Raw genomic sequence first — 22,783 nt, forward strand, 5'->3', positions numbered from 1 at the left:
TTTCTACATGGGGTTCAGACCACGCCGGCCGCGCGCAGCGCGTCGAAGCGCGCGGCGTCGATGCCGAACTCGGCCAACACCTCGCGCGTGTGCTGCCCGAGCGCCGGCGGCGCATGGCGCAGCACGGGCGGGGTGGCCGTGAGGCGCAGCGGGCTCGCGACGCCGGTGATGCTTGCGATGCCGTCGCCCGCATCGCGCGGCAGCGTGACCGCCAGGCCGCGCGACTTGACTTGCGCGTCGTCGAAAGCCTGCGCGATGTCGTTGATCGGGCCGCAGGGCACGGCCTTGTCTTCGAGCAGCGCGACCCAGTCGGCGGTGCTGCGGGTGCGCGTGAGCTCTTCCATCATCGGAATCAGCACGCCGCGGTGCTTCACGCGCAGCGTGTTGCTCGCAAAGCGCGCATCGGCGGCCCATTCGGCATGGCCGGCCGCTTCGCAGAAGCGCGCGAACTGGCCGTTGTTGCCGATGGCCAAGAGCATCGAGCCGTCGAGCGTCGGAAAATCCTGGTAGGGCGCCAGACTCGGGTGCGTGTTGCCCTGGCGCTGCGGCGGCTTGCCGGTGTTGAGGAAGGCGCTGGCCTGGTTGGCGAGGATGGCCATGCCCACGTCGAGCAGCGCCATGTCGATGTGCTGGCCTTCGCCCGTGCGGTCGCGCACCTGCAGCGCCGCAAGAATGGCGGTGCTCGCATAGACGCCGGTGAACAGGTCGGTGAGTGCCACGCCCACGCGCAGCGGGCCGCCGCCGGGTTCGCCGTCGGGGCGGCCGGTGATGCTCATCATGCCGGTCATGGCCTGGATCATCAGGTCGTAGCCCGCGCGCTCGGCGTACGGGCCGTCGTGGCCGAAGCCCGTTACGCTGCAATAGATAAGGCGCGGGTTGGCCGCGCGCAGGCTCTCGTGGTCGAGACCGTATTGCCTGAGGCCCCCCGTCTTGAAGTTCTCCACCACGATGTCGGCCTGCGCCGCCATCTGCTTCAGGAGCGCCTGCCCGTCGGGCGTGGCCATGTCGACCGTGACCGACCGCTTGTTGCGGTTGCAGGCCGTGAAGTAGCTGGCCTGGTCGGTGTCGTTGCCGTCCGCGTCCTTGATGAAGGGCGGACCCCAGGTGCGCGTGTCGTCGCCGACGCCGGGGCGTTCGATCTTGATGACGTCGGCACCCAGGTCCGCGAGGATCTGCGTGCACCACGGGCCCGCGAGCACACGGGACAGATCGAGGACCTTGATGCCGTCCAGGGCTGCGGGCTTGGCCGTCATGCGCTCTTCGTTCAGTTGGCGAAGGCGGCGATGCCGGTGATGGCACGGCCGAGGATCAGCGCATGGATGTCGTGCGTGCCTTCGTAGGTGTTGACCACCTCGAGGTTCACCAGGTGGCGCGCCACGCCGAATTCGTCGCTGATGCCGTTGCCGCCCATCATGTCGCGCGCCAGGCGGGCAATGTCGAGGGCCTTGCCGCAGTTGTTGCGCTTCATGATCGAGGTGATCTCGACCGAGGCCGTGCCTTCGTCCTTCATGCGGCCCAGGCGCAGGCTGCCTTGCAGGCCCAGCGTGATCTCGGTCTGCATGTCGGCCAGCTTCTTCTGGATCAGCTGGTTGGCGGCGAGCGGGCGGCCGAATTGTTTGCGGTCCAGCGTGTACTGGCGGGCACGGTGCCAGCAGTCTTCGGCGGCACCGAGCGCGCCCCACGAGATGCCGTAGCGCGCGCTGTTGAGGCAGGTGAAGGGGCCCTTCAGGCCCTGCACTTCGGGGAACGCGTTTTCCTCGGGGCAGAACACGCCGTCCATCACGATCTCGCCGGTGATGCTGGCGCGCAGGCCGACCTTGCCGTGGATCGCGGGGGCCGAGAGGCCCTTCATGCCCTTCTCGAGCACGAAGCCGCGGATCGGGCCCACGGCGCCGCTTTCGCTGACTTCCTTGGCCCAGACCACGAACACGTCGGCGATCGGCGAGTTGCTGATCCACATCTTGGCGCCGGAAAGCGAATAGCCGCCCGGCACCTTCTTGGCGCGCGTGACCATGCTGCCGGGGTCGGAGCCGTGGTCGGGTTCGGTCAGGCCGAAGCAGCCGATCCATTCGCCGGTGGCGAGCTTGGGCAGGAATTTCTGCTTCTGCGCCTCGGTTCCGAATTCGTTGATCGGCACCATCACGAGCGAGCTCTGCACGCTGGCCATCGAGCGGTAGCCCGAGTCGACGCGCTCGACTTCGCGCGCGATCAGGCCATAGGCCACATAGTTGAGGCCGGGGCCGCCGTACTGCTCGGGGATCGTCGGGCCGAGCAGGCCGAGCGCGCCCATTTCGCGGAAGATGGCGGGGTCGGTCTCGCCGCTGCGGAAGCCCTCGATGACGCGGGGCGCGAGGCGCTCCTGGCAGTAGGCATTGGCCGCGTCGCGGATCATGCGTTCTTCGTCGGTCAGCTGTTGGTCGAGAAGAAGGGGGTCGTCCCAGTGGAATTGCGCTTTGGCGGCCATGTGCTTGTCTCCGGAAGAGGAAAAAGAGGGGGAATGGGCCGATCCTAGCCATGCAGGGGGTTGGGCGCAAACGATGAATCCTCACCCAGATATGCATCATGCGCACATCTGGAACCCATTCGACAAGACGTTTCCATTGGTGACGGCATCCGCCCAGTCATACACTACCGGCATACATGCGCCGCAAGATCCCGCCCCTGCAGACCCTCGTGTGCTTCGACGCCGCCGCGCGCCACGAGAGCTACACGCGCGCCGCGCAGGAACTCGCGCTCACGCAGAGCGCGGTGTCGCGCCAGATCGGCACGCTCGAGGCCTTCCTGGGCGTGGCGCTGTTCCGCCGCACCCGCCACGGCGTGGCGCTCACGGCCAGCGGTGCGGCCTATGCGCGCCAGATCACCAAGCGGCTCGAGGCGATGGAGCGCGACACACTCGACGCCATGGCGCACCAGGGCGAAGGCGGCTCGCTCGCGCTGGCGGCCGTGCCCACCTTTGCCACGCGCTGGCTGATGCCGCGGCTGAAGGGCTTCGCGGCATTGCAGCCCGACGTGGTGGTGCACATCGAGACGCGCACCCGGCCCTTTCTCTTTGCCGATGCGGAGTTCGACGCCGCGCTGTATGCCGGCACGCCCGCGCAGGTCGAGAACTGGGCCGGCACGCGCGCGCTCATGCTGATGCACGAGGACGTGGTGCCGGTGTGCAGCCCCTCGCTGTTGCAGTCACCCGGACGCAGGGGCAAGCCCGTGGCACCCGCGGCCATCGCGCAGATGCCGCTCCTGCAGCAGAGCACGCGGCCCGACGGCTGGCGCCAGTGGTTCGACGCGCAGCAGGTCGATGCACCCAATGCGCGCGGCGGGCCGCGCTACGAGCTGTTTTCCATACTGGCCGCGGCCGCCTCGCACGGCCTGGGCGTGGCGCTGATGCCGACCATGCTGGTGGCCGACGAGCTCGCGCGCGGCGAACTGGTGGTGGCCTGCGCACGGCCGCTGTCGGGCGAGCGCAACTACTACCTCGTGACGCCCGAGCGCGCCGACCAGCGGCCGCTCTTGAAGTTCTTCAGCGACTGGCTGCTGGCCGAGGCGCAGCGCAGCGCAGCGCCGCCTGAGACAGTGCCGATATGATGGTCCGCACCATCGCGCACCGTCTTGCGCTCCTCACACCATGCTGAACAACCTCGCTCCCTTTCTCGTGCACTGGGCCATCACTGCGCTGTCGCTGTGGGTGGCCAGCCTGATCTTTCGCGGCATCAAGTTCGAGAACACTTCCGCGCTCGTGATCTCGGCCCTGCTGCTGGGCCTGGCCAACGCCGTCGTCAAGCCGCTCCTGATCGTGCTCACGCTGCCGTTGACGCTGTTGACGCTCGGCCTCTTCCTGCTGGTGATCAACGCGCTGATGATCATGCTGGTGGCCGCGCTGGTGCGCGGATTCAAGCTCTCGGGCTTCTGGACCGCGTTCTTCGCGAGCATCTTCATCTCGCTGCTGAGCATTGCGATCGATTCGCTGGTGGGCAGCGGCGACCCCGCCACCACCATCCAGATGCCGACGGGCAGCGGCAAGTGGCTGTAGGCCGCGCAGCCCGGGCCTGAGCCGGGCCCGTCACCGCCAGCCGAACAGCGCGCCCCAGCCGCGCACCTGCGCCGGGTCGGCCCCCACGGCGCGCAGCTGGCCCCAGACCGTGGTGCTCACGGTGTCGAGCAGCGCAATGCCGGTTTCGGCCTCGAACGCCCCGGCCAGGGGCGCGGCGTGCAGGTTGGTGCAGAAGGTGGTGATGGCCTCGGGCCGCGCGGCCGCCACCTCGCGCATCGAGGCCATCAGCTGCGCCGGCTCGACCAGCGCGAAGTCGTGGTTCACGCGGATGCCCAGGTGGCGCTCGGCCACCACCTCGATGCCGAGCGCGCGGTAGTTGTCCACGATGCGCTGCTGCACGTCGGCGGTGTAGGGCGTCACCAGCCCGAGCCGCTTCACGCCGCGCAGCGCCAGCAGTTCGTTGAGCGCCAGCACGGCGGTGGTGGCGGCGATGCCGGTGCGCTCGCGGATGCGCTCGACCAGGCGCCGGTCGGCATCGAAGCCCAGCCAGCCCGACGAGGTGCCGCTCCAGCCGATCACGTCGACCTGCGCATCGGCCAGCAGCTCGGCGGCGGCAAGGATCTTGCTGTCGTCGAACTGGCCCAGGCCCGCGGCCGAGAGCGAGATCTCCGTCACCCTGAAGCGCGAGAAATGGGCGCTGCAGCCCGGCACGCAAGCGGCCAGGGTACTGCTCAGCGGCTCCAGCGCGGTGTTGGACGAGGGCGTGAGCACGCCAAGGCGAATGGGGCGCGTCATGGGTTTCCTTTGGAGTGCGGATGGCCGGCATCAGCGTAATCACTGCTTCCGGCCGCTTGATTGTTGATGATTATGTCGACAATATTGAATATCTTTTGTTGACAAAAATGAGGCGCGCCTTTCCATGAGCTCCCACTCGGCCTTCGACCTGGTGATCCGCAATGCGCAGGCCGTCACGGCCAGCGACACCTTCCAGTGCGATATCGGGGTGCGCGAGGGGCGCATCGTGCAGCTCGGCCTCGCGCTGGCCGGCGGCGCGCGCGAGATCGACGCGGCCGGCCGCCCGGTGACGCCCGGCGGCGTCGACGCCCACTGCCATCTCGACCAGCCGATGCCCGCGCCCATGCGCATGGCCGACGGCTTTGCCAGCGGCACGCGCAGCGCGGCCTGCGGCGGCACCACCACCGTGATTCCGTTCGCCGCGCAGGCCAAGGGGCAGTCGCTGCGCGCGGCGGTGGACGACTACCACCGCCGCGCCGAAGGCCAGGCGCACGTCGACTATGCCTTCCACCTGATCGTGAGCGACCCGACGCCCACGGTGCTGCGCGAGGAGCTGCCGGCGCTGATCCGCGAGGGCTACAGCTCGTTCAAGATCTACATGACCTACGACGACCTCAAGCTCGACGACGGCCAGGTGCTGGACGTGCTCGACGTCGCGCGCGAGCACGGCGCCATGGCCATGATCCATGCAGAGAACGCCGACTGCATCGAGTGGCTCACGCGCCGCCTCGAGGCCGCCGGGCGCACCGCGCCGCGCTACCACGCGCATGCGCGGCCGATGCTGGTGGAGCGCGAGGCCACGCACCGCGCGATTGCGCTGGCCGAGCTGGTCGACGTGCCGATCCTGATCGTGCACGTGTCGGGCCGCGAGGCGGTCGAGCAGATCCGCTGGGCGCGCGCGCACGGGCTCCACGTGTTTGCCGAGACCTGCCCGCAATACCTCTTCCTCACGGCCGAGGACTTGGGGCTGGACGACAGCTACCAGGGCGCCAAGTGCGTGTGCAGCCCGCCGCCGCGCGACAAGGCCAACCAGCAGGTGATCTGGGACGGGCTCAACGACGGCCTCTTCACGGTGTTCTCGTCCGATCACGCGCCGTTTTGCTTCGACGATCCCGAGGGCAAGAAGCCGGGCGGCCAGGAGGTCGGGTTTCGCCATATTCCCAACGGCATTCCGGGCCTGGAAACTCGCATGGCGCTGCTGTGGTCCGAAGGGGTGATGGCCGGGCGCATCACGCCGCAGAAGTTCGTCGAGCTCACCGCCACCAACCCGGCCAAGGCCTACGGACTGCATCCGCGCAAGGGGAGCATCGCGGTCGGCGGCGACGCCGACCTGGTGATCTGGGAGGAGCGCGAGTTCGTGCTCGGCAATGCACGGCTGCACCACGATGTGGACTACACGCCCTACGAAGGCATGCGCCTGTCGGCCTGGCCGGCCATGACGCTGGCGCGCGGCGAGGTGGTGTGGGACGGCGCGGCCTTCACCGGGCGCACCGGGCACGGGCGCTTCCTGCCATGCGGCGCGCCCACGCTGCAGCCCCGGCGGCGCGGCTGAGCGGGTGCGATGGGCGTGCCGGAGGCCGCTGGGTGGCGTGCAACTTGCAAGGATTTCGTCATGACGGACAGCAGCTCCCCCCGCTCCTCCTCCTCCAAGGCCGCCGGCAAGGTCATGCGCATCGACCGCGACGGCGACGGCACCGTGCAATCGCTCACGCGGGCCATGCAGCTGCTCGAACTGCTGGCCGACGACGACGAGGGCTACCGCCTGGTCGACATCGCGGCGCGCAGCGGCCTGTCGTCGTCCACCGCGCACCGCCTGCTCACCACGCTGGAGCAGCGCCAGTTCGTCCAGTTCGACCGCGAAACCAGCCTCTGGTATGTGGGCGTGCGCTGCTTCTCGGTGGGCGCGGCCTTCGGGCGCCGGCGCCGCATCGCGCACCTGGCGCTGCCGGTGATGCGGCGGCTGCGCGACAGCTCGGGCGAAAGCATCAACCTGGGCATTGCCGACCTGGGCGACATCGTGTTCGTCACGCAAGTGGAAAGCCGCGAGCTGATGCGCGCCATCGGCAAGCCGGGTTTCCGTGCACCGCTGCACGGCACCGCCATGGGGCAGGCCATCCTGGCCGCCATGGCCGAGGACGACGTGCTGCAGTACCTGCGCACCTACGGGCTGCCCAAGCTCACGCCCAACACCATCGCGCGCGCGTCGCGGCTGCACGAAACGCTGGGCGAGGTGCGCCGTGCGGGCTATGCGGTGGACGACGAGCAGAACGCCGTGGGCCTGCGCTGCATTGCCGCCGCCATCCGCGACGAGCACGGCCAGCCCTTCGGCGCGATCTCGCTGGTGGGGCCGACGCAGCGCATCAAGGCGGCCGACTTCGCGCAACTCGGCGCCACGGTGCGCGCCGCCGCCGACGAGATCACCGCGGCCTACGGCGGGCGCCCGAAGTAGCCGCCCGCCCCGCTTCTTCCACCGGCGCGCAGCGCCAAGTGCTTGATCCGCAACGATTTTTTTCACCGTTCCCGGTGCGCGGAAAACTCCGCGCGCGTGCCTTGCGGCGCGGTTCAATGGCCTCCTCCAGTACCGCCCTGCCGATCCGCCCACCTCTGCCCTCCCAGGAGAAATCATGCCGATGCGCCCTCTTGCCAAGCCCTTTTCAAAACTGTTCGCCGCAACCTTCGTGCTCGCGCTGGCCACCGTGCTCGCCCTTCCCGCCGCCCAGGCGCAGGACCGGATCAAGCTGAAGGCCATCGGCCAGCCATTGGCCACCGGGCTGATCCAGAAGAACAAGGAACAGCCCTTCTTCGAGAACTTTGCCGCCCGCACCGGCCTGCCGATCGATGTGGACTACAAGCCCATCGACACGCTCGGCATCAAGGACACCGAGCAGCTGCGCGTGATGAAGGCGGGCCTGTTCGACATCGTCTCCCTGCGGGTGTCGCAGAACTCGCGCGACGAGCCGACGATCCTGGGCCTCGACCTGGTGGGCGCCGCGCCTGACTACGCCACCGGCCGCAAGGTGGCCAAGGCCTATTTCGACACGGTCGATGCGCGGCTGCAACAGCAGTTCAACGTGAAGCTGCTCGGCGTGTGGCCCTTCGGCCCGCAGATCCTCTTCTGCAAGAAGCCGATCGCCTCGCTGGCCGACATCAAGGGCATGAAGGTGCGCGTGTACGACCAGAACCTGGCCAAGTTCATCGAGATGGTGGGCGGCACGCCGGTGCCGGTGTCGTTCGCCGACACACACCAGTCGCTGTCGCTCGGCGTGGTCGACTGCGCCATCACCGGGCCGAGCTCGGCCAACTCGGCCGGCTGGCCCGAAGTCACCACGCACCAGCTGGCCATCGGCTTCCAGATGGCGCTCAACGGCTACGGCATGACGATGAAATCGTGGAACGCGCTCAAGCCCGACCAGCAGGCCAAGCTCAAGGCGGCCTTCGACGGCCTGACCGAAGAGGTGTGGAAGTACTCCGAAGAGCTGTTCCGCGACGCGCTCAATTGCAACGCCGGCAGGGACCCATGCACCACCGGCAAGAAGTTCAAGCTGGTCGACGTGCCGGTCACGCCGGCCGACCTCGAGCTGGTGCGCAGCGCGGTCGGCAAGGTGTCGCTGCCGGTGTGGGCCGAGGTCTGCGACAAGTCGAACCCAGGCTGTTCCAAGGGCTGGCAGGCGACCGTGGCGCCGGTGCTGGGGCTCAGCAAGTGAGCAGCGCGGCCATGAGCGAGCGGCCGCAGCCCACCGCCGCGTCGCCTGAGGAAGCGCAGCGCGCGCCGCGGCGCGTCGACTTCAAGACGCGCGTGGAGACGGTGCTGGCCACCATCTTCGGCGTGATCTTTCTCGGCCTGTCGGTCATCGTGACCGTCGAGACCGCCGCGCGCAAGCTGTTCAACATCTCGCTGCAGGGCGCGGACGAGCTTGGCGGCTATGCGCTCGCGGTGGGCTCGACCATTGCCTTCAGCCTGGCGCTCATGGGCCGCAACCACATCCGCGTCGACGTGTTCCACGACAAGTTTCCGGCCCGCGTGCAGGCGCTGCTGAACTGGATCTCGACGGTGTCGCTGGCGGCGCTCGCGGTGTTCATCGGCTGGGTGGCGTTCAAGGTGATCGGCGACACCATGGCCTACCGCAGCACCGCGCAGACGCCTTGGGCCACGCCGCTGATCATTCCGCAGGGCGTCTGGTATGCGGGGCTGGTGATCTTCGCGCTGGTGGCCTGCGGGCTCGCGCTGCGCGCCACCAGGCTGCTTCTCGGCGGCAACATCGCGGCGCTGAATGCCGACTTCCATCCCAAGAGCGCCAAGGAAGAATTGAAGGAAGAGCTCGACGACCTCGCGGTGCGCCAGGCCGCGCTGCCCGGCGAAGGAGACAAGCCATGAACCTGTTCGTCATAGGACTCGCGTTCTTCGCGATGCTCGGCATGATGCTGGTCGGCATGCCGATTGCCGTGTCGATGGCGCTGGTGGGCATCGTCGGCGGCATCGCGGCCTACGGCACGCCCTTCATGGACTCGATCGCACCCGTGGTCTGGGGCGTGCAGAACGAGAACCTGCTGACCTCGGTGCCGCTGTTCGTGCTGCTCGGCGAACTGCTGCTGCGCTCGGGCATTGCCGACCGCATGTACATCGCGCTGTCGGCCTGGCTCGGCCGGCTTCCGGGCGGGCTGCTGCACACCAACATCGGCAGCTGCGCGCTGTTCGCGGCCACCTCGGGTTCGTCGGTGGCCACCGCCGCCACGGTGGGCACCGTGGCGCTGCCTTCGCTGCACCGGCGCGGCTACTCCATGCGCGCATCGCTCGGCAGCCTGGCCGCCGGCGGCACGCTGGGGATCCTGATTCCGCCCAGCGTGAACATGATCGTGTACGGCTCCCTCACCAACAACTCGATCGGCAAGCTGTTCATCGCGGGCATCATCCCGGGCCTGCTTTTGACCGGCTTCTTCATGCTCTGGATCGCGGGCTCCAGCCTGGCGAGCGGCAACGCGATGCGCGAGCCCAAGGTGCCGCTGGACCAGCGCATCCGCGCGCTGGTGCACCTGGTGCCGCCGGCGGTGGTGTTCGGCATCGTCATGGGCAGCCTCTACTTCGGCATTGCCACCGCGGCCGAAAGCGCCGCGCTGGGCGTGATTGCGGCGCTGGGCTTCGTGCTGCACTCGGGCAAGCTGAGCTGGGAGCTGATGCGCAACTGCTTCGTCTCGACCGCGCGGGTGAGCGGCATGATCCTGCTGATCGTGGTGGCGGCCTTCGTGCTGAACCTGACGGTGAGCCTCACCGGCGTGGCCGAGGCCATGACCAAGTGGGTCTCGGGCCTGGGCCTGTCGGCCACGGGGCTGATCCTCGCGCTGATGGTGTTCTACCTGGTGCTGGGCATGTTCATGGACGTGCTGTCGATGCAGGTGGCCACCATTCCCATCACCTATCCGATCGCGACCGCACTGGGCGTCGACCCGATCTGGTTCGGCATCTTCATCGTGCTGATGTGCGAGCTTGGGCTCATCACGCCGCCAGTGGGCATGAACCTGTTCGTGGTGCACGGCATCCGGCCTGACAAGGGCGGCATCGAGGACGCGATCTACGGGGCGCTGCCCTATGCGCTGATCATGATCCTGTTCACCCTGCTGCTGCTGGCCGTGCCGCAGCTGGTGACCTGGCTGCCGGGGCGCATGTGATGAAGAAGAAACTCAAGCTCGCCCTCGTTGCCGCGGCCGCCCTCGCCCTGGCGCTGCCCGCGCTGGCCCAGAACACGCGGCTGCGCGTGGCGGGCAGCCTGGTGTCCGGCGGCCTCATCCAGCAGAACAGGGAACAGCCCTTCTTCGAGAACTTCGCGAAGAACACCGGGCTGCCGATCGATGCCGAGTACAAGCCGCTCGACGTGCTCGGCATGAAGGACGCCGACGGCCTGCGCGTGGTCAAGTCGGGGCTGTTCGACATCGTGGCGCTGCGCCTCGCGCAGGTCTCGCGCGACGACCCGTTCCTGCTCGGCCCCGACATCGTCGGCCTCTCGACCGACTACGACACCGCGCGCAAGGTGGTCGATGCCTACCGCGCGCCGCTCGACACACGGCTGCAGGAACGCCACGGCGCCAAGCTGCTGGGCACCTATCCGTTCGGCCCGCAGATCATGTTCTGCAAGACCCCGATTGCAGGCCTTGCCGATCTCAAGGGCAAGAAGGTACGCGTCAGCGACCAGTCGCTCGCGCGTTTCATCGAGCGGCTCGACGGCATTCCGGTGGCCCTTGCATTCACCGAGACGCAGCAGGCGCTGGAGCGCGGCGTGGTCGACTGCGCGATCACCGGGCCGAGCTCCGCCAACTCGGCCGGCTGGCCCGACGTGACCACGCACGTCATGCCGATCGGGTTCCAGATCCACTTCGTCGCCTACGCCATCAACCTGAAGAAGTGGAACGCGCTGCCGCCCGAGCAGCAAGCCAGGATGACTGCCGCCTTCCAGCAGCTGGAGACCGACACTTGGGCCTATTCGCGCGAACTGTGGGACGACGCCTCGCGCTGCAACGTGGGGCGCGAGCCGTGCAGGCTCGGCAAGCGCTACGCCATGAAGGAAGTGCCGGTGAAGCCGGCCGACCAGAAGCTGGTGCGCGACGCGGTCGGCGCGGTCTCTCTGCCGCTGTGGGCCGAGGTTTGCGACAAGTCCTACGACAAGTGCTCGGCCACCTGGAAACAGGTCGTCGCGCCGGTGGTGGGCCTGCGGTAAGCCACGATGAAAGCACTCTGGCAACTCACGGCGGCCCAGCTCGCCGATGGTTTTCGCGCCGGCACCTTCACGCCGGAGCAGGCGCTCGCGGCCTGCCTGGCGCGCACGGCCGACGTGAACCCGCGGCTCAATGCGCTGGTGGTGCTCGATGCCGAAGGCGCGGCCGAGGCCGCCGCGCAAAGCACCGCGCGCTGGCGCTCGGGCCGGGCGCTCGGCGCGCTCGACGGCGTGCCGGCCACCATCAAGGACAACCTGCAGGTGCGCGGCCTGCCCACGCACTGGGGCAGCCGCGCGCTGGCCGACTTGGTCGCCGAGCGCGACGAGCTGCCGGTGGCGCGGCTGCGCGAAGCCGGCGCGGTGATCTTCGGCAAGACCAACGTGCCCGAGTTCACGATGCAGGGCTATACCGCCAACCCGGTGTTCGGTCCCACCGGCAATCCGTGGAACCCGGCGCTCACGCCCGGCGGCTCCTCGGGCGGCGCGGTGGCGCTGGTGGCCGCGGGCGGCTGCCCGATCGCGCTGGGCACCGATGGCGGCGGCTCCATCCGCCGGCCCGCCTCGCACACCAACCTCGTCGGACTCAAGCCCTCGCGCGGCCGCGTACGGCGCGGCAACGGGCTGCCGCCGATCTTTCTGGACTTCGAGGTGGTGGGGCCGATGGCGCGCTGCGTGGACGACGTGGCCGCGGTCATGCGGGCGATCGCGCCGCGCGCGGCGGCCGATGCACCGCATGAAGCCAAGCCCGCGCGCATCCTCTACCTGCCGCGCTTCGCGGACCACCCGGTAGACCCGCGCATCGCGCGGCTGGTAGATGCCGCCGCCGAGAACCTGGCCGCGCTCGGCCACCAGGTCACGACGCTGCCGCGCTTCGAGCTGGCCGAGGCGGTGAACCAGCGCTGGCCCCTGCTCGCGCAGGTGGGGCTGGCCTGGCTGGTGGACCATCCGCGAGAGCTCTCTCCCCGCCCCTTCGACCCCGCGCTGTTCGGCCCCGCGATGCAGGCCAACACCGAGACCGGCCGCGCCGCCTCCGCGCGCGAGCTGTTCGAACTGCTGTTCGAGGCCGAACGCCTGCGCGGTGAACTCGCGGGCCTGTTCGAGCAGCACGACTTCTTGCTGACCCCCGCGACCGCGGCGCTGCCCTGGCCCGCGGCCGACACGCATCCGCCGCGCATCGACGGCCGCGAGGTCGGCCCGCGCGGCCATGCGGTGTTCGCGGGCTTCGTCAATGCCGTGGGCCTGCCCGCGATCGCGCTGCCATGCGGCTTTGCCGAGGGCCTGCCGGTGGGGCTGCAGCTGGTCGCGCGCGAAGGCGGCGATGACGCGCTGCTGGCGCTGGCCCGCGAATTCGAACGCGCCCATCCGTGGCAGCGCTTTCCCGCCCTGTGAGTGCGGCGGCCGGCGGCCTTGCGCCAGCCAGCGCCGCGCACGCGCTGCACCTCGCGCGGCGCGAGGGCCGGCGCGTGCCCTCGGCGCTGCTGCAGACGGCCAGCCGCGCCGAGGCCTATGCCATCCAGGACGCCACGCTGGCGGCGATCGGCCCGGTCGGCGGCTGGAAGGTCGGCGCGCGCGCGCCCGGCCAGGAGCCCACCTGCGCGCCGCTGCCGGCCGAGGGGCTGCTGCCCGGCGGCGTGCGCCTGCAGGGCCCGGCATGGCGGCTGCGCGGCATCGAGGCCGAGGTCGGCTTCCAGCTCGGCGCCGACCTGCCGCCGCGCGCCGCGCCCTACACGCTGGCCGATGTGGCAGGCGCCGTCAAATCGGTGCTGCCGGTGATCGAGATCGTCGAGACCCGGCTGGCCGACTGGTTCGGGGCCGATGCCAACGCCCTGCTGTCCGACCTGCTGAGCCATGGCGCGCTGGTGCTGGGACAGCGCCAGCCTTTCGCGCCGGCCTGGTTCGACCTGCAGCGCGCGGAGGCCGCGCTGCACTTCGACGGGCAGACCGTCGCGCACACCGTGGGCGAGCATCCGAGCCCCGACGCGGGCGCGCTGCTGGTGTGGCTGGCCAACCATTGCGCCGCGCGCGGCAGCGGGCTCAAGGCCGGGCAGATCGTCACGAGCGGCTCGTGCACCGGCATGCTGTTCGCGTCGGCGGGCACGGCCGTGCGCGTGGAAATCGGCGAGCTGGCGCCAGTGGCCCTTTCGTTCTGACATTCGTTCGCGGGCATCGCTGGGCGGCAGGAACCCATGTCCGGAAACAGCGAGCGCCGCGGCCGCGCCGGCCGCAAACTTTCGGCATGCCGACTTCCCCTGCCAACATCGTCCGCGCCCTCGACTGGCCCCGCATCGAAACCGAGCTTGCCACGCGCGGCTGCGCAACCACGGGCGTGATGTTCAGCCCGAAGGAATGCGCCGCGCTGGCCGCGCTCTATGACGAGCCCACCCATTTCCGCAGCCGCGTGGTGATGCAGCGCCACGGCTTCGGGCAAGGCGAATACCAGTACTTCGACAACCCGCTGCCCGCTTCGATCGCGGCCTGGCGCAGCGCGCTGTACGAGCGCCTCGCGCCGCTCGCGAACGCGTGGGCCGCCGCCATGGGCCAGCCGGCCGACTACCCGGCGGACCATGCGTCCTACCTCGCGCGCTGCCATGCGGCGGGCCAGCTGCGCCCTACGCCGCTGCTGCTGCGCTATGTCGAAGGCGACTACAACTGCCTGCACCAGGACCTGTACGGCGACCTGCAGTTTCCGATGCAGCTCACGGTGCTGCTGAGCCGGCCGGGCGAAGACTTCATGGGCGGCGAATTCGTGCTCACCGAGCAGCGCCCGCGCATGCAGTCGCGCGCCGAGGTGGTGCCGCTCGCGCAGGGCGAGGCGGTGATCTTCGCGGTCAACCAGCGGCCGGTGGCGGGCACGCGCGGCACCTATCGCGTGACGATGCGGCACGGCGTGAGCCGCGTGCGCGCGGGGCGGCGGCACACGCTGGGAATCATCTTCCACGACGCGCGCTAGCGAACCCCCCGAGGTTTGCGCACGACCGTGCCATGGCGCGCGCGGTCCGAAGTCGCGCAAAATCCGCCCTGCACCCCGGGTGCTCGCCATGATTTCCGACAACAAAAACGATCGGAGCAGCGAGCGGCCGGGTGCGATCCGCGGCCCGACGTGACGGCCGCGGGTGCGTTCGAGTGGTCGACAGGGAGCTGTATGTGAACAAGAAGAACTCGTCCGGGTCTGCGGAGGGGGCGGGAAAGCCGCCTCTCGCATTCTTTGAATTTTCCGCGGCGGTGGCGCGTCTCTCGCGCCGCTTCAGGGTCGATGTGAGCACCATCGTGAGCGCCGTGGCGCTGACGCAGTCGCTGCTGCTGGCCACGCTCGGCTACTGGGGCTCGCAGCGGCTGGTGGCGAGGATCGGCGCCTCCGCGCATGCGGCCAACCACCACCGCACCGAGGAGAACATGCGCGCCGTGCTCGCCAAGACCGAATCGGCGGTCGGTGCGCTGGCCGCTGCGCCCAGCCTTGGTCCCGCGGGCGAGCATGCGCAGCGCACGGCCGAACTCCTCTGGACCCTGCTGCAGCAGTCGCCCGAACTCGACAGCCTCTACGTGGCCGACGACACGGGCCAGATGCTGATCGCGCTGCGCTACCCGGTGCCGGCCATCCGGCGCATCGCGCGCGGCGCGGGCGCCGGCGAACTCGCCATCGAGACCTGGCAGTACAAGCTGCCGCCCGCGCCCGAGATCGACGCACAGCAGCGCTTTGCCACGCAGCGCATCGAGTCCTTCCGCAGCAGCTACGACCCGCGGCTGCAGCGCTGGTACCAGCAGGCCCGCCAGATGCAAAGGCCCGTATGGACAGCGCCCTACACCTTCGCCGCGACGCAGGAGCTGGGCGTGAGCTACGCCCTGACCAGCAAGCGCCGCCATGCCGAAGGCGGCTCGAAGATGCTGGTGGTGGGCGGAGACATCTCGCTGGGCCGGCTCTCGCAATTCGTGCGGCTGTTCGCGAGCGACGGCCGCGGCGACAGCGCCGTGCTGGGCGCCGACTTCCAGGTGCTGGCGCGCAGCGACCAGCCCGGCGTGTTGCGCCAGCCGGAGCCACCCACCGGCGTGCTGGGCGCGCTGCACGAGCAGATGCTGGGCGACGGCACGGCCGGCAGCGCAAGCGGCGCGGCTTTTTCGTTCGACCACGACGGGCGGCCCTACCTCGCGCAGGCCTCGCCGATCCCCTCCACTGGCTGGCAGCTGGTGAGCTGGGTGGCCGAGGACTTCGTGCTGGGCGAGCTGCGGCGCGCCGTGCTGTGGTGGCTGCTGCTGGGCCTGGCGCTGCTCGCGGCGGCGCTGTTCGTGTCGCTGCAGCTGTCCAGGCTGGTCACCTCGCCGGTCGAGAAGCTCGCGCAGACCGCGCGCCGCATTGGCCTGCTGGAGCTCGACAACCTGCCACGCGAGCCGAGCCGCGTGCTCGAGATCCAGCACCTGGACCAGGCGCTGGACGAGTCGGCGCGCAGCCTCCGGGCGTTCAGCAAGTTCGTGCCGGTGGACGTGATCAGCCAGCTCGTGGCCGAAGGCCAGGCGCTGGCACCCAGCGGCTCGCCGCGGCGCATGACCGTGATGTTCACCGACATCGAGGGCTTCACCCGGATCTCCGAATCGATGGAAGCCAATGTGCTGGTGCGCATGCTGACCGAATACTTCAACCTGGCGACGGGCGTGCTGGCACGCTATGGCGGCGTGGTCGACAAGTTCATGGGCGACGGCATCATGGTGCTGTGGGGAGCACCCGCGGACCTGAAGGATGCGGAGTACCGCGCCTGCCTGGCCGCGCTGCAGCTGCACATCGAGATGGCCGCGCTCAACCGCAAGTGGCGCGCCGACGGGCTGCCCGAGTTCCGCACCCGCATCGGCATCCACACCGGCGTGGTGATCGCGGGGGTGCTGGGCTCGAACGACCGGCTGTCCTACACGGCCCTGGGCGACGTGGTCAACGTGGCGAGCCGCATCGAGGGCATCAACAAGCAGCTGGGCACGCACACGCTGATCTCGGAGGTCACCTTCGCGGGCCTGAAGGGCCGGCTGCAGACGCGCCGCATCGACGAGCGGGTGGCGCTGCGCGGCCGCCAGACGCGCATGGTGCTCTACGAACTGCTGATGCCCTGAGGGGCTCTGGCACGCCGCGCCGCAAACTCCACATACCAGCCGAGCGAGCCGGGGTTGGCCATGGCCTCGGGGTTGACCACTTTCTCGAGCGGCTGGCCCAGCAGCAGCTTCTTGATCGGCAGCTCCTGCTTCTTGCCCGAGAGCGTGCGCGGGATCTCGGCCACCTGGAAGATGTCGTTGGGCAGGAAGCGCGGCGAGAGCGAGGTCTTGATCGCGTTGTTGATCTTGCCGCGCATCGCGTCATCGAGCACCACGCCGGGGCGCAGCACCACGAACAGCGGCATGTAGCTTTCGCGGCCCAGGTATTCGAGGTCGACCACCATCGAGTCGAGCACTTCGGGCAGCGCCTCCACGGCGCTGTAGATCTCGCTGGTGCCCATGCGCAGGCCCTGGCGGTTGATGGTGGCGTCGCTGCGGCCGTAGATGATGCAGCCGCCGTCCTCGCCGATCTTGATCCAGTCGCCGTGGCGCCAGACACCGGGATAGGTGTCGAAGTAGCTCGACAGGTAGCGCGCGTTGCCTTCGTCGCCCCAGAAGTACAGCGGCATCGACGGAATGGGCCGCGTGCAGACCAGCTCGCCCACTTCGCCGATGACGGGTTGGCCGTTCTCGTTCCAGGCCTCCACCGCATGGCCGATCTGGCGGCACTGCATCTGGCCGGGCACCTCGGGCAGCTCGCGGTTGCCGCCGACGAAGGCGCCGCAGAAGTCGGTGCCGCCGGAGATGTTGCACCACCAGACCTCCTTCGAACCCGCGGCGAGGATCTGCTGCGTGCCCCAGCGCTGCACCTCTTCCGACAGCGGCGAGCCGGTGCTGCCGAGCGCGCGCACGCGCGACAGGTCGCCGCACTCGGCCGCGACCACCCCGGCCTTCATGCAGTTGGTGAAATAGGCCGCGCCGGCGCCGAAGAAGCTGATGCGGTGCTTCGCGGCAAAGCGCCACAGCACGCTCCAGTCGGGCTTCTCCTTGCTGCCTGCCGGATGGCCGTCGTAGATGACGATGGTCGCGCCGAAGGCCAGGCCCGCGAGCTGGCAGTTCCACATGACCCAACCGGTCGAGCTGTACCAGTGGAAGCGCTCATCGAAGTTGTTGGCGCCGTAGCTTGCGCCGATGTCGTTGTGCAGGCCGCAGGCGTACATCGTCATGATGATGCCGCCCTGCCCGTGCACGATGGGCTTGGGCAGGCCGGTGGTGCCGCTCGAATAGACGATCCAGATCGGATGGTCGAAGGGCAGCCACTCGGGCTCGAAGGCCGCCACCTCGGCATCGCTGCGCGCGATGGCGCCCTGCCAGTCGGCGTCGGCGGCGAGCTGCTCGGCGGCATGGGGCGTGCGCAGCAACAGCAGCTTCTGCACGCTGGGCAGCGCATCGCGCAGTTCCTGCACCACCGCGCTGCGGTCGATGGGCTTGGCGCCGTAGTGCACGCCGTCGGCGGCGATCAGCAGCCTGGGCTCGATCTGGCGGAAGCGGTCGACCACGGCGGCCGTGCCCATGTCGGGCGCGCACACGCTCCACACTGCGCCGATGCTCGAACACGCGAGAAACGCGACCATGGTCTCGGGCACGTTGGGCATGTAGGCAGCCACGCGGTCGCCGCGCTTGACGCCCAGCGACTTGAGCGTGAGCGCCACCGAGGCCACCTGCCGGCGCAGCTCGGGCCAGGACATCTCGCGCACTTCGCCCCGTTCGTTGTCGCTCACGATGGCGGGCATGCCGGCCGCATGCGCCGCGTCGGCATGGCGCAGCACCTCGCGCGCGTAGTTGACCTGCGCGCCCGGAAACCACGTCGCGCCGGGCATGCGGTCCTCGGCCAGCACCGCCGTGTGCGGCGTGGGCGACACGATGCCCATGTAGTCCCAGATGCTCTGCCAGAAGGCATCGAGGTCGGTCACGGACCAGTGCCACAGTGCGTCGTAGGTGTCGAAGGACAGGCCGCGCTGGTCGCGCAGCCAGTCCTGGTAGAGGCGGATCTGGGGGATATTGAGAGCGGGCATGGGTCGAGCCTAATGCCGCATCCCGCGCCGTTCAACCGGGTTTGACCTCAGGGTTTGTACGTGTGTTCAATAGTTTTGTACAGACGTTCAATACGCCCGATGAATGCCCGCACCCAGCCTGCCAAGCGAAGCGCCCACCGGGCCGCAGCCACAGCCTCCGAAGCGGCCCGGCCCGATCGGCGCCACGCCATCCTGCTGGCGGCGGAAAAGCTTTTTGCGCAGCACGGCTACCACGCGGTCACCATCCGCCAGATCGCCGAGGAAGCGGGCGTGCCGCTGGCGCTGGTGGGCTATTACTTCGGGCCGAAGCACGAGCTCTTCCATGCGATCTTCGAGCACTGGAGCCACAGCATCGAGGAGCGGCTCGCAGGCCTTCGGGCCGTGAACAACGACCCCGACGACGCGCGCACGCTGCCGCGCATCATCGAGGCCTTCACCGGGCCCGTACTGGCGCTGCGCGCGAGCGCCGAGGGCGAGTATTACGCGCTGCTGGTGGCGCGCGAGCTCTACCACGCCACCGAGGAAGCCGACCGCGTGCTGCGCGGCTACTTCGACCCGCTGGCCGAGGCCTACATCGACGCGCTGCACGTCGCGCTGCCGCATGCCACGCGCGGGCAGGCCGCCTGGGGCTACCAGTTCTCGCTCGGGGCGCTCTTGCACCACCTGAACGACAGCCGCATCGAGCGGCTCTCGCGCGGCGAGAACCGACGCAGCGATCCGGCCGCGGCGCCGATGCTCGTGAACTTCATCGTCGGCGGGCTGCGCGCCGCGCTGCCGCGACCCAAGGCCCCGCAGAAGAAAACCACTCCCAGGAGACAGAAGACATGATGAAACGACGCACCCTGCTGTCGGCGCTGGCCGCCGCATCGGCCGCCGCGGCGCTGCCCTCGCGCGCGCAATCGAACCCGAAGATCGTGTTCGGCTACACGGCCGTGTCCGACTTCGCCTCGGTCTTCGTGGCCGCGGAAGAGGGCTACTTCAAGAAGCGCACCCTCGACGTGGAGCTCAAGTTCATTCCGCTCAACTCCACCATTCCCGCGGCGCTGCAGTCCGACTCGCTGCAGATCGGCGGGCCCACGCCTTCGGTGTTCCTGCAGGCGGTGGACGGCGGGCTGGATCTGGTGCTGGTGGCGGGCGGCGGGCTCACGTCGAAGACGATCACCGGCTTCGGGCTGGTGGCGCGCGCCGGCTCGGGCATCAAGGGGCCGCAGGACTGCGTGGGCAAGAAGATCGGCGTGCCGGGCCTCGGCGCGTTCCTGCACGTCACGTTTCGCGCCTGGCTCAAGGACAGCGGCGTGGACTACCGCAAGGTCAACTTCGTCGAGGCCTCGTTCCCGCAGCATGCCGACCTGCTGCGCGGCGGCTCGGTCGACGCGGTGGTGTCGGCCGACCCGTTCATGAGCCGCATCACCGAGAGCGGTGCGGGCTACGTGGCCTCGTACTACTCCACCTTCCTGCCGGAGAACAACCAGACCATCGTGCACGCGGCCAAGCGCGAATGGGTGGCGAAGAACCCGGGCGCCGCGCGCGCGTTCCGCGAGTCGCTGGTCGAAGCCGCTTCCTTCATGCAGCAGCCGAAGAACGACGCCAAGGTACGTGCGGCCATCGGCAAGTACATCAAGCTGCCGCCCGAGGTGCTCGCGAAGATCCAGATCTCGCCGCCCGGCGCCCTGGTGAACGAGAAGCAGCTGGGCTACTGGGTCGGCCTGATGAAGGACCAGGACATGCTCAAGACCTCCATCGACGTCGCAAAGCTGATCGCCAAGTGAGCACGGCCGCCGACTTCCTTCGCTTCGACGGCGTCGCGATCCGGCTCGGCGGGCGCGAGATCCTGTCGCCCACCTCGTTCGACGTGGCGCGCGGCGAGTTCGTCTGCATCGTGGGTCCGAGCGGCTGCGGCAAGACCACGCTGCTGCGCGCTGCCAGCGGGCTGGTGGCCGCGAGCGCCGGCGAGGTGCGGCGCAAGGGCGCGAAGATGAGCGAGCCCTCGCGCGAAGTGGCCTTCGTGTTCCAGGACTACGGGCGCGCGCTGCTGCCCTGGCGCACGGTCGAGGGCAACGTGAGCCTCGCGCTGGAAGCGGCCGGCGTGCCTGCAGCCGAACGCGCGCCGCGCATTGCCGAGGTGCTCGGCAAGGTCGGCCTCGCGAAGCATGCGCAGAAGTTTCCGGTGCAGCTTTCGGGCGGCATGCAGCAGCGCGCGCAGATTGCCCGCTGCCTCGCGCAGAAGCCCGAGCTGATGATGATGGACGAGCCCTTCGGCGCGCTCGACGCGCTCACGCGCCAGAGCCTGCAGGACGAGCTCGCGCGGCTGGTGCGCGACGACGGGCTCACGGTGCTGTTCGTCACGCACGATCTCGAAGAGGCCATCTACCTCGGCGACCGCGTGATCGCGCTGCAGGCCAATCCCGGGCCGGGACGGCCCAGCCTGGCACGGATGATCGACGTGAAGATTCCGCGGCCGCGCGACCAGCTCACGACCAAGGAGCATCCGGAGTATTTACGGCTGCGGCGCGAGCTGTTCGCCTTCATCGAGCAGGGCCATGGATAGGCACACCCCCAGTCTTCGCGCACTTCGTGTCGCTTCGCCCACCCCCTCGCCGGGGGCAACACCAGCGGCCCGGAAAAGCCGGTTCCGCGGTGTTCCTGGTACGGTCCGCCCCTTTGTACTGCCGCTGCTGCTGCTGGCTCTGTTCGAGTGGTACGCGCGGCGCGCGGCGGCGCTGGGCAGCGATGCGCTCGCCCCGCCGAGCGCGGCGGCCCGGGCCTTCGTGGGCGCCGCGCTCGACGGCTCGCTGTGGCAGGCCACGGGCTTCACGCTGGGCACGGCCGCGCTCGGCCTGCTGCTGGGGGCGGTCCTCGGCATTGCGCTGGGCCTGGTGCTCGGGCTCTCGCGCCGCGCGTCGCAGCTCGGTTCGCTCTCCATCGAGGTGCTGCGGCCCGTGCCCTCGGTGGCGCTGATTCCGCTCGCGATGCTGACCTTCGGATTCGGCGTGCGCATGGAGCTGGCCATCGTCGCCTTTGCCACCTTCTGGCCGCTGCTGGTGCTGGTGCAGTCGGCGGTGCAGCAGATCGAACCACGGCTGCTCGAGGTGAGCCGCGTGCTGGGCCTCTCGGCACGCGAGCGCGCCTTCAAGATCGTGCTGCCGGCCATCGTGCCGCGCCTGTTCGTGGCGCTGCGCCTCGGCGTGGCGGTGGCGCTGGTGGTGGCCGTCACGGTGGAGATTGCGGCCAATCCCAACGGCATGGGCTACGCAATGATGATCGCGCAGCAGAGCTTCGACCCCGCGCTGATGCTCGCCTGGCTGGGCTGGATCGGCGTGGTGGGTTTTGCGGTCAACGCGGGCATGGTGCGGCTGCAGCGCGTGGTGGCCCGGCGCATGGGGGTGCTGCCATGAGCGGCAATGACCGCGGCCGCGTTGGCATCGTCATGAACCGGCTCGGCTCGCTCGCCATGCTCTGCGCATTGATTGCGATGTGGTGGACGGCGAGCAACGCGGGCTGGGTGAGCCGCGTGTTCCTGCCGACACCGCAGGCCACCTTCGCAAGCCTGCTCGAAGGCCTCAACCTCAGCGGACCGAACAGCAACGGCGAGCTGCTCGCCTTCACGCAGGCCACGGTCGGCCGCATGGTGCAGGGCTGGCTGCTGGCCTCGCTGTTCGGCGTGCTGCTGGGCGCGGCCATCGGCGTGTCGCCCGCGGTGCGCGCGTGGGTGCAGCCGACGCTGGAATTCATTCGCCCCCTGCCCGCCTCCGCGCTGCTGCCGCTCGCGATTTCGATCTTCGGGCTGAACCCCGGCATGGTGCTGTTCGTGGTGGCCTTCGGCGCGATGTGGCCGGTACTGCTGGCGACGGTGCATGGCTTCGCGGCCGTGGAGCCGCGGCTTTCGGAAGTGGCGCGCTGCCTGCAGATGTCGCGCGCGGCCTTCGTCTGGAAGATGGGCCTGCCCAACGCCATGCCCGACATCCTGGCCGGCATGCGGCTCGCGCTGACCATTGCGCTGATCGTCGCGGTGGTGGGCGAAATGATCGCCTCGCAGAGCGGCCTGGGCCAGGCCATTCTTCTCGCGGCGCGCGCATTTCGCGCCAGCGATCTTTTCGCCGGCATCGTGCTGCTCGGGCTGATCGGCTTCGCGAGCAACGCGCTGCTGGCCTTTGCAGAGAAGCGGCTGCTGCGCTGGCAGCAGCCCTGATGTCTTCCCTCAGATCCCCATT

At 69.4% G+C, this 22,783-nt stretch carries 21 protein-coding genes; 17 read left to right on the top strand and 4 right to left on the bottom strand.

Translation table 11 applies throughout. The annotated features are described in order from the left end of the window. Positions 1–14 precede the first annotated feature (14 nt). Together L1081_RS19565 and L1081_RS19570 are read right to left on the bottom strand one after the other, a co-directional pair. The gene (locus tag L1081_RS19565) at positions 15–1,253 is read right to left on the bottom strand and encodes a CoA transferase (protein WP_489413664.1); all 1,239 of its coding nucleotides are present in this window, start codon (positions 1,251–1,253) and stop codon (positions 15–17) included. A gap of 11 nt (positions 1,254–1,264) precedes the next feature. After that, the gene (locus tag L1081_RS19570) at positions 1,265–2,464 is read right to left on the bottom strand and encodes an acyl-CoA dehydrogenase (RefSeq protein ID WP_319428416.1); all 1,200 of its coding nucleotides are present in this window, start codon (positions 2,462–2,464) and stop codon (positions 1,265–1,267) included. Between the two features lie 176 nt (positions 2,465–2,640). Between L1081_RS19570 and L1081_RS19575 the strand changes: the two genes are divergently transcribed. Then, entirely contained in the window at positions 2,641–3,582 is a 942-nt protein-coding gene (locus tag L1081_RS19575) for a LysR substrate-binding domain-containing protein (RefSeq protein ID WP_489413665.1), read from the top strand. Positions 3,583–3,622: 40 nt separating this feature from the next. Then, on the top strand, positions 3,623–4,027 hold the full coding sequence (locus L1081_RS19580) for a phage holin family protein (protein ID WP_489413666.1): 405 nt from the start codon (positions 3,623–3,625) through the stop codon (positions 4,025–4,027). Positions 4,028–4,057: 30 nt separating this feature from the next. Here L1081_RS19580 and L1081_RS19585 read toward each other — a convergent pair whose 3' ends face one another. Further along, the gene (locus tag L1081_RS19585; RefSeq protein WP_489413667.1) at positions 4,058–4,783 is read right to left on the bottom strand and encodes an aspartate racemase/maleate isomerase family protein; all 726 of its coding nucleotides are present in this window, start codon (positions 4,781–4,783) and stop codon (positions 4,058–4,060) included. A gap of 124 nt (positions 4,784–4,907) precedes the next feature. Here L1081_RS19585 and hydA point away from each other — a divergent pair, with 124 nt between their 5' ends. The 10 genes from hydA to L1081_RS19635 all read left to right on the top strand — a co-directional run bounded on the left by hydA (position 4,908) and on the right by L1081_RS19635 (position 16,578). Further along, a complete protein-coding gene (hydA, locus tag L1081_RS19590) occupies positions 4,908–6,335 on the top strand; it encodes a dihydropyrimidinase (RefSeq protein WP_489413668.1) in 1,428 nt (475 codons plus the stop codon). 60 nt (positions 6,336–6,395) lie between these two features. Next, the gene (locus L1081_RS19595; protein ID WP_489413669.1) at positions 6,396–7,232 is read left to right on the top strand and encodes an IclR family transcriptional regulator domain-containing protein; all 837 of its coding nucleotides are present in this window, start codon (positions 6,396–6,398) and stop codon (positions 7,230–7,232) included. A 175-nt stretch (positions 7,233–7,407) separates the two neighbouring features. After that, positions 7,408–8,487, top strand: a complete 1,080-nt coding sequence (locus tag L1081_RS19600) for a TRAP transporter substrate-binding protein DctP (RefSeq protein WP_489413670.1) — start codon at positions 7,408–7,410, stop codon at positions 8,485–8,487. Between the two features lie 11 nt (positions 8,488–8,498). Further along, positions 8,499–9,158, top strand: a complete 660-nt coding sequence (locus L1081_RS19605; RefSeq protein WP_489413671.1) for a TRAP transporter small permease subunit — start codon at positions 8,499–8,501, stop codon at positions 9,156–9,158. Beyond that, the gene (locus L1081_RS19610) at positions 9,155–10,447 is read left to right on the top strand and encodes a TRAP transporter large permease subunit (RefSeq protein ID WP_489413672.1); all 1,293 of its coding nucleotides are present in this window, start codon (positions 9,155–9,157) and stop codon (positions 10,445–10,447) included. The genes L1081_RS19605 and L1081_RS19610 overlap by 4 nt, the downstream gene beginning before the upstream one ends. Then, complete coding sequence (locus L1081_RS19615) at positions 10,447–11,490, top strand: TRAP transporter substrate-binding protein DctP (protein WP_489413673.1); 1,044 nt, start codon at positions 10,447–10,449, stop codon at positions 11,488–11,490. Before L1081_RS19610 ends, L1081_RS19615 begins: the two co-directional genes overlap by 1 nt. A 6-nt stretch (positions 11,491–11,496) precedes the next feature. Next, positions 11,497–12,876 (top strand): amidase family protein, encoded by a 1,380-nt coding sequence (locus L1081_RS19620; RefSeq protein WP_489413674.1) that lies wholly within the window; start codon positions 11,497–11,499, stop codon positions 12,874–12,876. Further along, positions 12,852–13,637, top strand: coding sequence for a fumarylacetoacetate hydrolase family protein (locus tag L1081_RS19625; RefSeq protein WP_489413675.1), 786 nt, complete (start codon positions 12,852–12,854; stop codon positions 13,635–13,637). Before L1081_RS19620 ends, L1081_RS19625 begins: the two co-directional genes overlap by 25 nt. A gap of 86 nt (positions 13,638–13,723) precedes the next feature. Next, positions 13,724–14,437 (top strand): 2OG-Fe(II) oxygenase, encoded by a 714-nt coding sequence (locus L1081_RS19630; RefSeq protein ID WP_489413676.1) that lies wholly within the window; start codon positions 13,724–13,726, stop codon positions 14,435–14,437. 194 nt (positions 14,438–14,631) lie between these two features. Then, positions 14,632–16,578, top strand: coding sequence for an adenylate/guanylate cyclase domain-containing protein (locus tag L1081_RS19635; RefSeq protein WP_489413677.1), 1,947 nt, complete (start codon positions 14,632–14,634; stop codon positions 16,576–16,578). On the opposite strand, the gene L1081_RS19640 is transcribed toward L1081_RS19635, so the two are convergent. After that, on the bottom strand, positions 16,557–18,572 hold the full coding sequence (locus tag L1081_RS19640; RefSeq protein WP_489413678.1) for an acetoacetate--CoA ligase: 2,016 nt from the start codon (positions 18,570–18,572) through the stop codon (positions 16,557–16,559). The genes L1081_RS19635 and L1081_RS19640 overlap by 22 nt on opposite strands. Before the next feature lie 99 nt (positions 18,573–18,671). On the opposite strand from L1081_RS19640, the gene L1081_RS19645 reads away from it, so the two are divergent. The 5 genes from L1081_RS19645 to L1081_RS19665 are packed head-to-tail and all read left to right on the top strand — an operon-like array spanning position 18,672 to position 22,761. Beyond that, on the top strand, positions 18,672–19,400 hold the full coding sequence (locus L1081_RS19645) for a TetR family transcriptional regulator (protein WP_489413679.1): 729 nt from the start codon (positions 18,672–18,674) through the stop codon (positions 19,398–19,400). Then, positions 19,397–20,341 (top strand): ABC transporter substrate-binding protein, encoded by a 945-nt coding sequence (locus L1081_RS19650; RefSeq protein WP_489413680.1) that lies wholly within the window; start codon positions 19,397–19,399, stop codon positions 20,339–20,341. Before L1081_RS19645 ends, L1081_RS19650 begins: the two co-directional genes overlap by 4 nt. Continuing rightward, on the top strand, positions 20,338–21,120 hold the full coding sequence (locus L1081_RS19655; RefSeq protein WP_489413681.1) for an ATP-binding cassette domain-containing protein: 783 nt from the start codon (positions 20,338–20,340) through the stop codon (positions 21,118–21,120). The genes L1081_RS19650 and L1081_RS19655 overlap by 4 nt, the downstream gene beginning before the upstream one ends. Beyond that, positions 21,113–21,967 (top strand): ABC transporter permease subunit, encoded by an 855-nt coding sequence (locus tag L1081_RS19660; RefSeq protein ID WP_489413682.1) that lies wholly within the window; start codon positions 21,113–21,115, stop codon positions 21,965–21,967. The genes L1081_RS19655 and L1081_RS19660 overlap by 8 nt, the downstream gene beginning before the upstream one ends. Then, positions 21,964–22,761, top strand: coding sequence for an ABC transporter permease subunit (locus L1081_RS19665; RefSeq protein ID WP_489413683.1), 798 nt, complete (start codon positions 21,964–21,966; stop codon positions 22,759–22,761). Before L1081_RS19660 ends, L1081_RS19665 begins: the two co-directional genes overlap by 4 nt. Positions 22,762–22,783 lie beyond the last annotated feature (22 nt).

The organism is Variovorax sp. MSC1_012 (assembly GCF_023667525.1).
Lineage (GTDB): Bacteria > Pseudomonadota > Gammaproteobacteria > Burkholderiales > Burkholderiaceae_C > Variovorax > Variovorax beijingensis_B.

Bases quoted from the DNA above. Each gene is read 5' to 3' on its own strand.
- hydA (WP_489413668.1), top strand. From the start codon at position 4,908: ATGAGCTCCCACTCGGCCTTCGACCTGGTGATCCGCAATGCGCAGGCC.
- L1081_RS19630 (WP_489413676.1), top strand. From the start codon at position 13,724: ATGCCGACTTCCCCTGCCAACATCGTCCGCGCCCTCGACTGGCCCCGC.
- L1081_RS19600 (WP_489413670.1), top strand. From the start codon at position 7,408: ATGCCGATGCGCCCTCTTGCCAAGCCCTTTTCAAAACTGTTCGCCGCA.
- L1081_RS19575 (WP_489413665.1), top strand. From the start codon at position 2,641: ATGCGCCGCAAGATCCCGCCCCTGCAGACCCTCGTGTGCTTCGACGCC.
- L1081_RS19665 (WP_489413683.1), top strand. From the start codon at position 21,964: ATGAGCGGCAATGACCGCGGCCGCGTTGGCATCGTCATGAACCGGCTC.
- L1081_RS19645 (WP_489413679.1), top strand. From the start codon at position 18,672: ATGAATGCCCGCACCCAGCCTGCCAAGCGAAGCGCCCACCGGGCCGCA.
- L1081_RS19650 (WP_489413680.1), top strand. From the start codon at position 19,397: ATGATGAAACGACGCACCCTGCTGTCGGCGCTGGCCGCCGCATCGGCC.
- L1081_RS19610 (WP_489413672.1), top strand. From the start codon at position 9,155: ATGAACCTGTTCGTCATAGGACTCGCGTTCTTCGCGATGCTCGGCATG.
- L1081_RS19615 (WP_489413673.1), top strand. From the start codon at position 10,447: ATGAAGAAGAAACTCAAGCTCGCCCTCGTTGCCGCGGCCGCCCTCGCC.
- L1081_RS19660 (WP_489413682.1), top strand. From the start codon at position 21,113: ATGGATAGGCACACCCCCAGTCTTCGCGCACTTCGTGTCGCTTCGCCC.
- L1081_RS19580 (WP_489413666.1), top strand. From the start codon at position 3,623: ATGCTGAACAACCTCGCTCCCTTTCTCGTGCACTGGGCCATCACTGCG.
- L1081_RS19565 (WP_489413664.1), bottom strand. From the start codon at position 1,253: ATGACGGCCAAGCCCGCAGCCCTGGACGGCATCAAGGTCCTCGATCTG.
- L1081_RS19640 (WP_489413678.1), bottom strand. From the start codon at position 18,572: ATGCCCGCTCTCAATATCCCCCAGATCCGCCTCTACCAGGACTGGCTG.
- L1081_RS19605 (WP_489413671.1), top strand. From the start codon at position 8,499: ATGAGCGAGCGGCCGCAGCCCACCGCCGCGTCGCCTGAGGAAGCGCAG.
- L1081_RS19620 (WP_489413674.1), top strand. From the start codon at position 11,497: ATGAAAGCACTCTGGCAACTCACGGCGGCCCAGCTCGCCGATGGTTTT.
- L1081_RS19570 (WP_319428416.1), bottom strand. From the start codon at position 2,464: ATGGCCGCCAAAGCGCAATTCCACTGGGACGACCCCCTTCTTCTCGAC.
- L1081_RS19595 (WP_489413669.1), top strand. From the start codon at position 6,396: ATGACGGACAGCAGCTCCCCCCGCTCCTCCTCCTCCAAGGCCGCCGGC.
- L1081_RS19585 (WP_489413667.1), bottom strand. From the start codon at position 4,783: ATGACGCGCCCCATTCGCCTTGGCGTGCTCACGCCCTCGTCCAACACC.